The following is a 13,031-nucleotide window of genomic DNA, read 5'->3' on the forward strand; positions in this document are numbered from 1 at the left end:
TCGCACTGAAACCCACCACAGGAGCCTGGCATGTCTCACAAGTTCAAGATCGGCCAGCGCGTCTGCCGGGCCCGGATCGGGCTTCCCGATGACAAGGGGACCGGCGAGGTGTTCGAGGTTCTTCGGCTCATGCCGGAGGACCAGACCGGCGAGCCCTCCTACCGGATCCGCACGGAAGGCGGTGAGCGGGCGATCCGCGAGAGCGAGCTGGTCGCGGCCCGGCGTATCTGATCGGTCCGCGCCTCACGGCGTCCTGAACGTCACCAGGGCGTCGACACCGCCCAGCTTCGGGTGCCGGAAGGCCCGCTGAAGCCGAGGCTCTGCCACAGCCTCACGGACATGACGTTCGTGTTCACCACGCTGTTGAACTGCGTTGTCGAGACTCCGCGCTCACGCCCCCGGGCCAGGGCGTGCCTGCGCATAACCCGGGGGATGCCGCGCGCCGCGTCTGTCATGACGCCGCCATTGGCGACTCGGGCGCCCCCGTCCGACCAGTTGGCGCACGGCCAACAGGTGCCGAGCACCGCCTGATCCAGGTCCGCCACGAAGGTCTCGCGGTCCCCGCCTGTCCAGTGAGCGTCGGCCTCGCTGAGGGCTCGTCCGAGCACGCAGGTCAGGCCGGCCCGCTTGGTCGGCAGGATGATCGGACCGATGGCTGCCTGATCCGCAGGTTCACCCGAATTGCTCGCGCAGGATGCGCTCGTCGAGGCTGTGACCGGGGTCGTGCAGCAGCACGAGTTCGGTGGCGCGGTCGAGACAGGTCTCCACCGTGCAGACCCGGCGGAACTCGGTGTGGTCGGCGACCGCCGCCACGGGGCGATGGGGCGCGTCGATCACATCGATCCGGATCCGGGCATAATCCGGCAAGAGTGCACCGCGCCAGCGCCGGGGACGGAAGGCTGAGATCGGGGTCAGTGCCAGCAGCTTCGCGTCGAGTGGCAGGATCGGGCCGCCCACCGAGAGGTTGTAGGCAGTCGAGCCGGCTGCGGTGGCGACCAGCACCCCGTCGGCGATCAGCAGGTCCAGCCGCACGTTACCGTCTACCGAGATCTTCAGCTTGGCCGTCTGGTGCGTCTGGCGCAGCAGGTAGACCTCGTTGATCGCCCGCGCCCGGTGGGAACGGCCCTCCGTGTCGACCACGTCCATCAGCAACGGGTGGATGACGCTGCGCTGGGCTTGCTCCAGGTGCTCAAGAAGGTCGTCGTCCCGGAACTCGTTCATCAGGAACCCGACCGTGCCACGATTCATGCCGTAGATCGGCTTCGGGTTGTCCATGAAGCGGTGCAGCACTTGGAGCATGAGCCCGTCGCCGCCGAGCGCCACGACGACATCCGCCTCCTCGGGCGGGACATGATCGTAGCGCCGCATCAGGGCGGCGGCGGCCTCGCGGGCGTAGCCGGTCGGGCTCGCCACGAAGGCGATCTTCTTGAGGTTCGGCATGGCGTCAGGCGCAGCCGGACGGGCGCAGCGAGGTCGCGTCGGCGTTCACGTCACGGCTCCAGTCTGATGAGCGAACCGCCCGGTTGACGTCGGTGCCACGCATGCGCCTGACTCCTCGGGCACATGCGCGATCCCGGAGGCATAGCATGGAGCGTCCGCTCCTCGTCTACACGACCTTTCCCGACGCCGCTTCGGCGCTCAACATCGGCGAGGCCCTGGTCCGCGAGCGCCTGATCGCCTGCATCAACGTGCTGCCGGGCATGATGTCGGTCTACAGCTGGAAGGGGGCCGTGGAGCGGGGCGAGGAGGTCGCGGCGATCCTAAAGAGCCGCGAGGGCCTGGCCGATGCGCTGTCGGCGGCCCTCAAGGCACGCCACCCCTACGACACGCCGATCATCCTGCATCTGCCGATCTCCAGGGCTGACCCCGATACGGCGGCCTGGATCCTGTCGGAGACCCAAACCGGCGACCCGGAGCGTGCGGCGCCGTAGAGTGTTGCTCCGAAAGGTGACCGCCGGCTTCAGAAAGAAGCGAGGCTCGTTCAGGCCTGATCGACAGTCCCGAGGCGCGGCATGGCGGCGCTCCGGTCGATCTCCGTCCAACAGGGCACGGGATGGCCGCCGTTGAACTCCGATTTTGTCAGTTCGCCTAAGCGATCGCCAACTGCCTGTGGGTAGACTTGGTCAGCGGCCGCAATCGGTGGGCCGAGCGCGGGCCAAAGATAAGCTTAGATCCGATCGGCGGGGATCTATATATTCCGCAAATATGTTTCGATATTAATAATCATAATTTTGATACAATGGATCTTTGAAATTAATATTTGTCGTAATTACAAGCCGATGATTTTGCTTCGTCTAAGGCGACGACTATACGAGCTGGGGCGCTCCTGTAGGCGCCAAGTGTTCGGGGGCATCGGAATCATGAAGCAGGCCAAGATCTTTGGGCACATCGCGATGGTGATGGTGGCTTCCGCCGCGAGCGGCACAGGTGTCCAGGCCGCCGGAGGCAAGCAGAGCGAGCCGCCGATGACCATCGAGCCGGCTCTGTCCGGTCCGGCCGGCCTCGCCTCGGCGAATCCGCCCGCCCTCCGGTACGGGGTCCTCTACGCGGATGACAAGGGACAGAGCCATGTTCAGTACTGCGACCTGAAGAACTTCATTTTCAAGAGTTATGCGCCGCCCGCGGCGCCGCAATACGTTGGATTTCCGCCGGGCGAGGTCAAATCGATCAAGTACGCGGTGCTGCCGGTCGGCTATGTCGGCACTTGGCACACAGCGCCCGGCCCGCAATGGGTTATCACCCTGTCGGGCCGCTGGTCGGTGGAGGCCACGGACGGCACAGTGCTGGAGCAGGGGCCGGGCGAGGTCGAGTTCAACGCCGACATGGGATCCACGCCGCAGGGGCCGGAGGCGCATGTCGGGCATCTGACTCGTCAGGTGGGCGATGTGCCCAACGTCCAGTTGATCGTGTCCCTGAAGCCTCGCAAGGGGAAGCATGCGACGGACCCCTGCCAGCCGTCCCAACCTTGACCCTGCGGGCCGCCTCTCGCGATCGCGCTTCCGCCTGCTGCCGCTCCAGGACCGGATGACCACCTGCGGCGGGCGGGCCCCAGCAGGCAAGCCCCACCGTCGCGCCCGGTTCAGGCGCCGTTGACCGGGTAGCTGCGGCCCTTCCAGGTGGCGGCGCCGGCGCGCTCCCGTCGCAGCAGCACGTTCCACTGGATCGCCAGAGCCACCACCACCGCCGCCGGATGGAGCGGGATCGTCGCCAGCGGCGCCCGCACGGCCAGTGTGATCGCCGCGCGGGTCGCGAGCGACAGGGCGCAGGCCGTCGCGGCCAGGATCAGGGCACCCGGCGGAACCGCTCCGAACAGGCCGGCCAGAACCAGGAGCGGCGGCAGGACATGTCCGCAGCCCAGCAGCAGCGTCCAGACCGGAAGCGCGCGGGGCGTCGCCATGCCCTCGTGGGCATTCTTCGAGAAGCCCGCCCAGGCCTGCGCGAACCCGTGATACATCCGGCAGGTCGCCAGCCCGGCGCCCGCGACGAGATCGGTGCGGTACCCGGCCGCGCGCAGGAGCCGGGGCAGGCGCACGCCGTCGTGCAGGAAGGCGCGGATCGCGCCGTGGCCGCCGATCGCCGCGTAGGATGCAGCTTCGATCAGGATGAGCTGGCCGCAGGCCGCCCCCAGGGCTGGGTCGAGGCGGCGGCGCATCAGCGGAACGGGCAGGTAGCCGACGAGCAAAAAGTCGATCATCGGCACGGTCAGCAACTCGCCCAGCGTCTCGGTGCGCTGACGGGGCACGCCGCTGATCAGGGCCGCGCCGGTGCGCCGGGCCTGCGCCGCGAGCGCCGCGGCGGCGTCGGGCTCCAGGCGCACGTCGGCGTCGATGAACATCAGGTGCCGGCCGCGGGCGAGCCCCGCGATATGGGCGCAGGCGTGATTCTTGCCCGTCCAGCCCTCCGGAAGCGGCGGCACGGGGACGATGCGCAGGCGCGGGTCGCCGATGGCGCGCACGATCCGTGCGGTATCGTCCGTGGAATGGTCGTCGCCGACGATCACCTCCACCGGCACCGCGATGCTGGCCAGCGCAGCGCGGACCGTGCCGTCGATGTTGTCGGCCTCATTGCGCGCCGGGATCAGGATCGAGACCAGGCCGGGATCCGCCTCCGGGGCCGGCCGGCGCAGGGCCAGGAGGTTCATTGCCGCCAGCACGGTCGGGAGGAGGGCTGCGAGCAGGCAGAGGAGAGCCAGGGCCGTGGGGATCAGGTCGGTCATCGCCCGCGCAGAGAAAAGGCGCCCCCCGCATCCGGCATCGCGCGCGGGCGGATCGGGCGGAACATCATCATGCGGCGCGATCGTGCTCGTCGGCGGCGCGGTGGGCCGGGTCGAAGCGGCGCCCCGCCAGCTTGGCAGCGAGGCGCCGCCAGAGGTCGTAGATGCCGCCGACGCCCTTCCGGCCCGAGACCAGCGCCTGGAAGCGCTCCGGCTCGCGGCTGATCACGTCGGCGCTCAGCCGGTCGAGCAGTGCGGTCAGGCTTGCTTCCATGTGGGCCAGCCGCGCCGGCCGCGGCAGCGCTGCGAGTTCCGCGCCCGTCATCGCAGGCCCGAAGGCCGCGAAGGCTTCGGCGCCGCGCTCGTCCCAGAACGCATATTCCAGGGCGAGCGGCACGAACAGCGCGTTGGGGGCCATCTCGGCGAGCCGCGCCACGCCCGGGCGCAGCCCGAGAGGTCGAGCCCGCACGTCGACGAAGCGACCCTGCGCGGTGATCCAGAGCATGCTGCCGGAAGCCGTCAGGATCGCCCGGGCGGCGGCCAGGAACTGTGCCGCGCCGCGAGGACTGTCGAGGTCGACCCCGAAGGCGCCGATCCGTTCGAACACCTGGTACCGCGCCAGCATCGAGGCGTCGAACGGTGCCCGGCTCTCCCGCTCCGGGTAGAGCCGGCCCGCCAGCACGATGATCAGCGCCGCATCCCACCAAGCGGGATGGTTGCAGTAGATAACCAGCGGGCCAGGATGGTCTTGGGCCGGCTGCGCGCTCCAGTGAGGCAGGCGCAGGGCGTCGAAATGGCGGTGCAGGTAGCGCTCGAACCACGCCACCATGAAGCGCCAGACCAGGGGATGGATCGGCCGCAGGCGGGCCGCCGAGGGGGCGGACGGATTTCCTCTCCCGTCTGCAGGTGGCGGTGGAGCAAGCGACAGCGGGGCGCGGGCCGGGACGAAGGCCCGCGAGCGGGGAGCGGGATTGCCGGAAGGGTCGCAACCGGCGCGCGACATGGTACCCTCGCGATGCGCTTCTCCCGGCCCGCTTCGCGGGCCACTCTCCCCCGATGAGGGGGGAGGGGAGGGCGCAGCCTGGGTCACGCGGATTCGCGCAGAGTGCCGCGCGCGTCCTGATCATGCGCGTCGGCGGCGATCCAGCCGGACATCATCACCATCGGCATGCCGGGACCCGGATGGGCGGCGCCGCCTGCGAGATAGAGGCCGCGCACCTGACGCGAGCGGTTGCCGGGCTTGAACGCGCCCATCACCCGCCCGTGCGAGGCCAGCCCGTAGATCGCGCCGTTGAGCACCCGGTAGCGCTCGTGGATGTCCTGCGGGGTGAGGTGGCGCTCGACGACAATGCGCTCCTCCAGATCCGGCATGGCCGCCGTCCGCTTGAGCTTGTCCAAAATGGTCCGGCGGTAGTTCTGGAACAGGGGCCCGTCCGGTCGCCAGTCGTGGTGCGGGCGCAGGTAGGGGGTGTGCACCAGGACGTAGAGCGCCTCGCCACCCTCCGGGGCCACGCTCGGGTCGGTTGAGGAGGGGGCCGCCAAATAGGCGGTCGGGTCCGGCGCCGGTTCGCCCTTGTTGTAGATGTAGTCGAACTCCTCCTCGGGGTCTCGGGAGAAGACGAAGTCGTGGTGGTTCAGGTGCTCGTAGCGCTTGTTCAGGCCGAGATAGAGCACGACGCCCGAGCAGGCCGGCTCGGGGTTCTTCTTTGCATAGATCTTGGCCGCCTCGCCGCCGACGAGTTCTCGGTAGGTGCGCACCGAATCCATGTTGGAGATCACCGCGTCGAAGGGCGTGACGCCCTCGGCGGTGCGCACCCCCCGGACCGCGCCGCCCGCGGTCTCGATGCCGGTCACCTCGACGCCGGTCTTGCAGGTGGCGCCGAGTTCCTGGGCGAGCTTGGCCAGACCCTCCGCCACCGCGCGGGTGCCGCCCATCGGGTACCAGACCCCGTCCGCGGTCTGCATGTGGGCGATGGCGCACAGCACCGCCGGCGCCCCGTAGGGCGACGAGCCGACATATTGCACGAAGTGGTCGAGCATCTGGGCGAGCCGCGCATCCTTCACCTTGCCGCGGATCGTCGAAGCCACGGAGGCGTGCATGCGCAGGGACAGCACGTCGCGCAGCGTGCCGGGATTCATGTTGGCGCGGATGTTGATCGTGTCGAACAGGTCCTCGACCGGTTTCCAGAAGAAGAATTTCTCGGACACCCCGTGCAAGTGCTCCGAGATGGAGAGGAACTTCTTGTAGCCCTCGCCGGTGCCTGGGGCGAAGCGATCCATGTCGCCTGCCATCCGCTCGACATCCTGCATCAGGTCGATGCGGGTGCCGTCGTCGAAGAAGCAGCGCCATTGCGGGTCGAGGCGGCGCAGGTCCATGTAGTCGTGGACCGAGCGGCCGGCCTCCGCGAAGATCCGCTCCAGCACCCGGGGGACCGTCAGGATGGTCGGGCCCATGTCGAAGCGGAAGCCACCCTCGTGCAGCACCGCCGCCTTGCCGCCGAGCCAGCCGTTCTTGTCGTAGACCGTCACGCGGTGGCCGCGCGCTGCGGCGACGCAGGCGGCCGCAAGCCCGCCGAGCCCGCTGCCGATGACGGCGACCGTGGAATCCTGGCTCATCCTGGTAGGTCGCTCCCCGGGCCGGTAGGGCGTGGCCCGCAACAGGGAAGCTAGACTTGGGGCCGGGCGGGTCAACGCGCCACCCGGTCGCGGAGGCGGTCGATCAAGCCTCACCTGTGGACAGGCGCGCCAGGAAGTTGCCGATCTCCCTGCGGCGCAGATCCGCCTCGAGCACCTCCGGGCCGAGGCCGTGGCGCCAGGCCAGACGGCGCACGGTCTCGGGATCGCCTTTCTGCAGGGCCGCGACCTCGTCGGCATACGTCGCCACCACACGCGGATCCGCGGCGAGGCCCGCCTCGACGATCGCCGTGTCGCAGAGGCGCAGCATCGCGGCGAGTTCGTCGAGGTCGAGTTCCGGGTGATACTGCGTGCCCCAGAACCAGCCGGCGCCGTGCCGGATCTCGATGGCCTGGACGCCCAGAAGCCGGTTGCCGGCGAGCACCCGGGCGCCCGGAGGCGGTTCCAGCACTGCGTCCGAGTGGATCGCGAGTGCGTCCCAGACCGCCGGACGGCCAGCGAGCAGGGGATGGGTGCGGCCCTCCTGGGTCGGTGTGATCGACCGGGCGAAGCCGTATTCCGGCCCGCGCGGGTTCTCCGCCGCCCGGCCGCCCGCGACGGTGGCGGCGACCTGCACGCCCCAGCACGAACCGAACACCGCCAGTCCCGCGCCCAGCGCCGCGCGCATCAGATCGAGCTGCCGGGTCACAGCCGGCGTCCCCTCGGAGACCTTGAGGGTCGATCCGGTGAAAATCAGCCCGTCGAAATCCGACAGCCCCTGCGGAAGGGCCGCGCCGGCATCCGCAGGGCTGACCAGGCGGCAGGCGGCCTCCGGCGCGAGGTCCTGCACCACCACGGCGTAGGATTCGGCCGAGGTCCTGCCCGTGGCCGTCACGTGCCGCTCGCGGGCCGCGCGGTCGTTGCCGTCGGCGCTGAGCAGGCGGAGCATGCAGTGCTTTCGTTGCGTGAGGCCGGAGACCGTGCCCGAATGGGCCCGCCTTGTCCGGGGACGGCTCGTCGCAGCACCGGCGCGGCCGGTCGCGCCCCGGGTCAGGCCGTCCGCCGTGCCACCAGGGCGAGCGCGAGGCCGAGCCCGCAGAGCGTCAGCGCGACCAGCACTCCGAGCGCCGGCGCCGCGGCGGAAAAGCCCTCGCCGAGGGCATTCTGATACGCCTCGATCGCCCAGGCGTTGGGGGTGAGCCAGCCGGCCTGCTGCAGCCAGGGCGGCATCAGGAAGCGCGGTACCATCGAGCCGCCCACCGCCGAGAGCAGCAGCACCCCGAAGGTCGAAGCGAGGTGGGCCTGCTGGCGCGAGGCTGCCAGCGCGCAGGCCGCCAGTGCCAGTCCGGCCGCCATCGCGGAGACCAGCAGGCAGGCGGCCAGGAAGGCCGGCCAGTGCGGGCCGATCTCGACCCCGTAGAGGAGCGCGGCGGCCAGGAAGATCAGGCCTGCCTGGACGACGCCCTGGAGGGTCAGAAAGCCGAACTTGCCGAGCACCACCACCGGCAAGCCGCCGGGGCCGGCCATCAGGCGCTCGCTGATCCCGGTCTCGCGCTCCTCCACCAGCGACAGCGCGCCCTGCATGGCGGCGAACAGCAGGAACACCGCGGTGATGGCACCCGCGTAATAGCTAACCCGGGCGTTGGCGGTGCCGGCGGCGGTGCTGCGGCGCTCGACCAGAGAGGCGAAGCTGAACGGCTCCTTCTTGGCGCGCTGCTCGGCGAAGGCTTCCTCGAGGAATCGGCGCTCGTCCGGGCCGATCTTGCCGGTGCGCTCCACGTCGGCGACGATCCGGGAGAGCACCACGTCGGGCAGCGCTTCGTTCAGCACGCGCTGGAGCTGGCCGAGGGCGATCGGCGTGGCCAAGGCTTTCGCCGGGTTCTCGACCAGCACCACCGGCTGGTCGGCGGGCGCCGCACCCACCGGGGCGGCGATCAGGTCGCCGCGCAGAACCAGGGCTACGTCGACCTCGCCGGAGCGGACGGCATGGGTCACATCCGCGAGGCCCGTCGCGGGCAGGCGCGTGACCCGCAGGGATGGATCGGCTTCGAGGGCATCGGAGAGGCGCCGCGTGGCTGCTGTCTGGGCGAAATCGGCCAGCCCGAGATGGATGCGGATCCGGTCGCCCGTCGCCCCGGAGAAGATCGCCGCGAAGATCACGAAGATGACGGTCGGCAGCACGAAGGCCATGACCAGAGCGGCGCGGTCGCGCAGGAGGCTGAGGGCCATCACCCGGAAAGCGGCGCCGATCATCCGCCGGCTCCCGCAAGGCGCGGGGCCGCCGCGTCGCGGACCGCCACGCCCCGGGGTCGGAGCGCGTCGAGGTAGAGCGCCTCCAGCCGCGGGGCGCGGACCCGCACTTCGGCGACGGGCACACCCTGCGCCCGCAGGGCGCCGAGCAGGGCCGCGCCGTCAAGGCCGGAGCGCTCGACCGTGCGCCAGACCAAGCCGTCCGATTCGGCCGGCGTGAAGCCTGCCCGGCGCAGCACCGCCTCGCCGGGCCCGTCCGCCGGCACGGTCAGGCTCAACTCCCGCTCCGGCGCTCCGGCGCGCAGCTGTGCGAGCAGGTCTGCCAGCTGCCCCGCCCGTACGATCCGCCCCTGCGCCAGGAACGCGACCCGGGAGGCGAGGCGCTCGGCCTCGGCGAAGTCGTGGGTGGCGATCAGGATCGCGGTGCCCGCCGCCTTCAGCCGGTCGAGCACCGCGTGGATCGCCGCTCGGGCGGCGAGGTCGACGCCGCTCGTCGGCTCGTCGAGGAGCACCAGCCGGGGCCGGTTCATCAGGCTGGCCGCGATGTTGACCCGCCGCCGGTAGCCTCCGGACAGGATGCCCACGGGATGGTGCGCCACGTCGGCGATGTCCGCCATCGCCAGGGCGGCATCCACTGCCCCGCGCCGCTCGCGTCGGGGCACGCCCGCGAGCTGGCCGAAGATTCCGAGGTTTTCCGACACGGTGAGCCGCGGGTAGAGGGCGATCTCCTGAGGTACCCAGCCGATGCCGCGGCGTGCGCGCCCTTCCCGGAACGGGGCGGCGCCGGCCACGCGCACCGATCCCCGACTCGGGCCGAGGCGGCCCGCCACGAGGCGCATCAGCGAGGACTTGCCGGCCCCGTTCGGCCCGAGCAGCGCCAGTGTCTCACCGACGTCGAGGTCGAGATCGACCCGCTCCAGCACCAGACGCCCGCGAAGCTCCAGGTCGACGCCCTCGATCCGGACGAGGGGATCGCCCACCGCGTCACCGCCCCGGCAAGGCGCGGGCGAGGCGTACGCGCACGGAGGCGCCCGGCTCACGAAGCGCGAAAGCGGCGTCGGAAAAATCCGGCCGCGCCCGCCGCGCGACGGCGCCGGAGAATCCGTAGGGCTCCAGCGGCAGTCCGAGCCCGGTGCGGTCGAGGCGGCCGTCGCCATTCGAATCCTGAAAGGCCGCGACCGCATACACTCCTGGGGCCACGTCCCGGAAGGTGAACAGCGCCCGTCCCCCGGAGGCCGTCGCTTCGTCGCCCCGGGTGCAGAACGGCTCCGACAGGCCGCCCTGGCAGAGGGTCACGCGGACCGGGCCGCCGCCGGGCTCGATCGCGTCGACCTCGACCTGCACGGTCGCGGCTGCGGCTGGCAGGGCGGACAGCACCGCGACGACGCAGAGGCCGGCCATCGGCGCGGCCCGGCCCGATCGCCTGATCACGAGGCCTCGCCGGAGGTCGCCAGCGGCGCCGTCTCGGGGATCCCCGCCTGGGCGGCGGCGCGGGCGCCGGCCAACTCTTCGATCAGGAGTCGAGACGAGATGCGGGCGCCCTCGTAGATCACCGGCAGGCCGGAACCCGGATGGGTGCCGCCGCCGACGATGTAGAGCCCCGGCCGGAAGCGGTTGTGCGGCCGGAAATACAGCATCTGCATCAGGTCGTGCGCGAGGTTGAAGGTGGCGCCCTCGTGGACCGTGAAATCCTCCTCCCACTGGGTCGGATCGATGATCCGCTCGTAGCGGATCCGCGACTCGAGATCCTCGATCCCGAGAAGCTTCAGCCGCTCCAGGATCAGGGCGCGGTAGGTCGCCCGCGTCGCGGGCCAGTCGATCCCGGCCTTCAGGTTGGGCACCGGCACCAAGACGTAGAGGGCGGTGTGCCCGGGGGGCGCCATGCCGCCGTCGGTGTAACCGGCATGCTGCACGTACAGGGACGGCTGCATCGGCAGCGTTCCCTCGGTGATCTCCCGGATGTTGCGCTCGTATCCGTCGGCCAGCAGGATCGTGTGATGCCCGAGGCTCGCGGGCATTTTCCCTTCAATGCCGAGATAGAGCATGAAGGTCGAGCACGAGAGCCGAGCTTTCTCGATCTTGGCGTCGCGCCAGCGCGGGCGGTGCCGCTCCGGCACCAGGGCGCGCACCACTTTGGCGAAGTCGCCGTTGATCAGCACCGCATCCGCGTTGAAGGTCTCGCCATCCACCACGACCCCGCTGGCGCGCTTGCCATCAAACAGCACCCGCTCGACATTGGCGTTGAGCCGGAGATCGACGCCCATGCGCCCGGCGAGCCCGGCCATTGCCTCCGAGACCGCGCCGCAGCCGCCCACCGGGTGGTAGACCCCGTGCTCGTATTCCAGGAACGACAGGATCGTGAACAGGCTCGGGCAGCGGAACGGCGACATGCCGAGATATTTGGTCTGGAACGAGAAGGCGAGGCGCACCCGCGGATCGGCGAAGTAGCGCTTGAGGTCGCGGTCGACGCTCCGGCCGGGATGCAGATAGGGCAGGGCGGCCAGCATCGCCGGGCTCGCCATGCTGCGGAGCGTGTGAAAGGCCTGCTGCAGGATCGGCTTGAAGTATTCGAGCTTCGTCCGGTTCTCTGCGAAGAAGGTTTTGACGTTCTTGGCATCGTCCGGCGCCATGCGGGCGATCTCCGTCTCCATGCGGGCGATGTCGCCGGTGGCGCGGATCGTGCCGGAGATTCCGTCCTGGCCCTCGAACACCAGATGATATTGCGGATCGAGGCGCTCGAGCTTGATGTGGTCCTCAAGCCGCTCGCCGCAGCTCGAGAAGATGTCGGCCAGAATTTGTGGATAGAGGAAGAAGGTCGGGCCGATATCGAACCGGTAGCCGCCAGGCGCCTCGACGGTCTTGGTGCGGCCGCCGACCTGCGCATCCTTCTCGAACATGGTGACGTGGATTCCGGCCCGGGCCAGCAGCAGGGCGGAAGCAAGCCCGCCCGGACCGGCGCCGACCACGGCCACCCGGCGACCGGTCAGCGCCCGCAAGCCATCCCCAGACTGAAGCAACGCAGCCGACTCCTCTCAAGACCCCCGGAACATCTCCGGCCAAGCTAGCTTGGCATCGCGCGGCGGCAATTGCAGCCCTTTGTCGCGTGTAGAGTGCCGGGCCTGCACGGAAAAGGCGGCCTGCCCTCAGCCCGCGCCGGTGAGCCGGCCCTGGGCGCGGGCGATCGTCAGCAGGGCGACCCCCGCCGCCGTGGCCACGTTGAGCGAATCGAAGCCCGCAGCCATGGGGATGCGCACCGGACGAGCCCGCCCGAGCGTCGCCGCGTCGAGCCCCGGTCCCTCGGTTCCGAGGATCAGGAGCGCGCGCACCGGCACGGACAGATCGTCCAGAGACTCCGCCGCCCTGGGGCTGAGCGCCAAGGCCTGGAGGCCGAGCGCGTCGGACAGGTCGTGCCAGTCCTGGCCGGAGGCGAGCCGCGCGAAGGGCTGAATCAGCGCGGCGCCGGCCGAGACCCGGATGCTCTTGCGGTAGAGCGGGTCGCAACTCGCGGCGTCGAGGAGCACTGCGTCGGCCCCGAACGCCGCGGCATTGCGAAAGGCGGCCCCGACATTGTCGTGGTTGGTCAGGCCCGCGAGCCCCAGCACCAGCGCGGGTGCGGGCGGAGGCGGGACCACGGCGGCGGCGTCGGGCTCCGGCCCGCGCAGGCCGACCGCCAGCACGCCGCGATGGATCGGGAAGCCCGTGACGGCGCTCATCACCGCCTTGGCGGCGAGGTAGACCGGCGGCGGATGCGGGCAGGCGGCGATGGCCCCGGCGAGCGCCGGCCAGCGCTCCGGGGCGAGCAGGACCGATTCCGCACGGAAGCGGGCGCGGGAGCCGAGCAGAAGCCGCAGGGTCACCTCGCCCTCGGCGATGAAACGCCGGGCACGGCCGACGAGGTCGCGCTCGCGCATCCGTGCGTAGGGTTCGAGGCGTGGGTCGTCCGGGTCCGCGATCG

General features: G+C 70.6%; 14 protein-coding genes. 3 read left to right on the forward strand and 11 right to left on the reverse strand.

Features of this window, described 5'->3' with window-relative positions:
- Positions 1–30: 30 nt before the first annotated feature.
- Positions 31–231, forward strand: a complete 201-nt coding sequence (locus Q8W67_RS00940) for a hypothetical protein (RefSeq protein WP_305539310.1) — start codon at positions 31–33, stop codon at positions 229–231.
- 29 nt (positions 232–260) lie between these two features.
- On the opposite strand, the gene Q8W67_RS00945 is transcribed toward Q8W67_RS00940, so the two are convergent.
- Both Q8W67_RS00945 and Q8W67_RS00950 read right to left on the reverse strand, forming a co-directional pair.
- Positions 261–608 (reverse strand): N-acetyltransferase family protein, encoded by a 348-nt coding sequence (locus tag Q8W67_RS00945; RefSeq protein ID WP_370693789.1) that lies wholly within the window; start codon positions 606–608, stop codon positions 261–263.
- Between the two features lie 64 nt (positions 609–672).
- Positions 673–1,440 (reverse strand): NAD kinase, encoded by a 768-nt coding sequence (locus tag Q8W67_RS00950; RefSeq protein ID WP_305539312.1) that lies wholly within the window; start codon positions 1,438–1,440, stop codon positions 673–675.
- Positions 1,441–1,586: 146 nt separating this feature from the next.
- On the opposite strand from Q8W67_RS00950, the gene cutA reads away from it, so the two are divergent.
- Together cutA and Q8W67_RS00960 are read left to right on the forward strand one after the other, a co-directional pair.
- Entirely contained in the window at positions 1,587–1,931 is a 345-nt protein-coding gene (cutA, locus tag Q8W67_RS00955) for a divalent-cation tolerance protein CutA (protein ID WP_305539314.1), read from the forward strand.
- Between the two features lie 429 nt (positions 1,932–2,360).
- Positions 2,361–2,969, forward strand: a complete 609-nt coding sequence (locus Q8W67_RS00960) for a hypothetical protein (protein ID WP_305539316.1) — start codon at positions 2,361–2,363, stop codon at positions 2,967–2,969.
- 110 nt (positions 2,970–3,079) lie between these two features.
- Here the strand turns inward: Q8W67_RS00960 and Q8W67_RS00965 are convergent, their stop codons facing one another.
- The 9 genes from Q8W67_RS00965 to Q8W67_RS01005 form a co-directional block, all read right to left on the reverse strand.
- The gene (locus Q8W67_RS00965; RefSeq protein WP_305539318.1) at positions 3,080–4,216 is read right to left on the reverse strand and encodes a glycosyltransferase family 2 protein; all 1,137 of its coding nucleotides are present in this window, start codon (positions 4,214–4,216) and stop codon (positions 3,080–3,082) included.
- Between the two features lie 67 nt (positions 4,217–4,283).
- Positions 4,284–5,042 carry a lysophospholipid acyltransferase family protein gene (locus tag Q8W67_RS00970; RefSeq protein WP_305539656.1) on the reverse strand — a complete coding sequence of 253 codons (759 nt, stop codon included), beginning with the start codon at positions 5,040–5,042 and terminating at the stop codon, positions 4,284–4,286.
- A gap of 257 nt (positions 5,043–5,299) precedes the next feature.
- Positions 5,300–6,829 (reverse strand): NAD(P)/FAD-dependent oxidoreductase, encoded by a 1,530-nt coding sequence (locus Q8W67_RS00975; protein ID WP_305539320.1) that lies wholly within the window; start codon positions 6,827–6,829, stop codon positions 5,300–5,302.
- Between the two features lie 103 nt (positions 6,830–6,932).
- The gene (locus tag Q8W67_RS00980) at positions 6,933–7,775 is read right to left on the reverse strand and encodes a type 1 glutamine amidotransferase (RefSeq protein ID WP_305539322.1); all 843 of its coding nucleotides are present in this window, start codon (positions 7,773–7,775) and stop codon (positions 6,933–6,935) included.
- A 101-nt stretch (positions 7,776–7,876) separates the two neighbouring features.
- Positions 7,877–9,079: an ABC transporter permease gene (locus tag Q8W67_RS00985; protein ID WP_305539324.1), complete on the reverse strand. Its 1,203-nt coding sequence runs from the start codon at positions 9,077–9,079 to the stop codon at positions 7,877–7,879.
- Complete coding sequence (locus tag Q8W67_RS00990; protein WP_305539326.1) at positions 9,076–10,056, reverse strand: ABC transporter ATP-binding protein; 981 nt, start codon at positions 10,054–10,056, stop codon at positions 9,076–9,078. Before Q8W67_RS00990 ends, Q8W67_RS00985 begins: the two co-directional genes overlap by 4 nt.
- A 4-nt stretch (positions 10,057–10,060) precedes the next feature.
- Positions 10,061–10,477: a DUF2141 domain-containing protein gene (locus Q8W67_RS00995; RefSeq protein ID WP_305539658.1), complete on the reverse strand. Its 417-nt coding sequence runs from the start codon at positions 10,475–10,477 to the stop codon at positions 10,061–10,063.
- Positions 10,478–10,503: 26 nt separating this feature from the next.
- Complete coding sequence (gene crtI / locus Q8W67_RS01000) at positions 10,504–12,093, reverse strand: phytoene desaturase family protein (RefSeq protein WP_305539328.1); 1,590 nt, start codon at positions 12,091–12,093, stop codon at positions 10,504–10,506.
- A gap of 126 nt (positions 12,094–12,219) precedes the next feature.
- Entirely contained in the window at positions 12,220–12,987 is a 768-nt protein-coding gene (locus Q8W67_RS01005) for an RNA methyltransferase (protein WP_305539661.1), read from the reverse strand.
- Positions 12,988–13,031: the final 44 nt, after the last annotated feature.

It is taken from the genome of Methylobacterium sp. NEAU K, assembly GCF_030700285.1.
GTDB lineage: Bacteria > Pseudomonadota > Alphaproteobacteria > Rhizobiales > Beijerinckiaceae > Methylobacterium.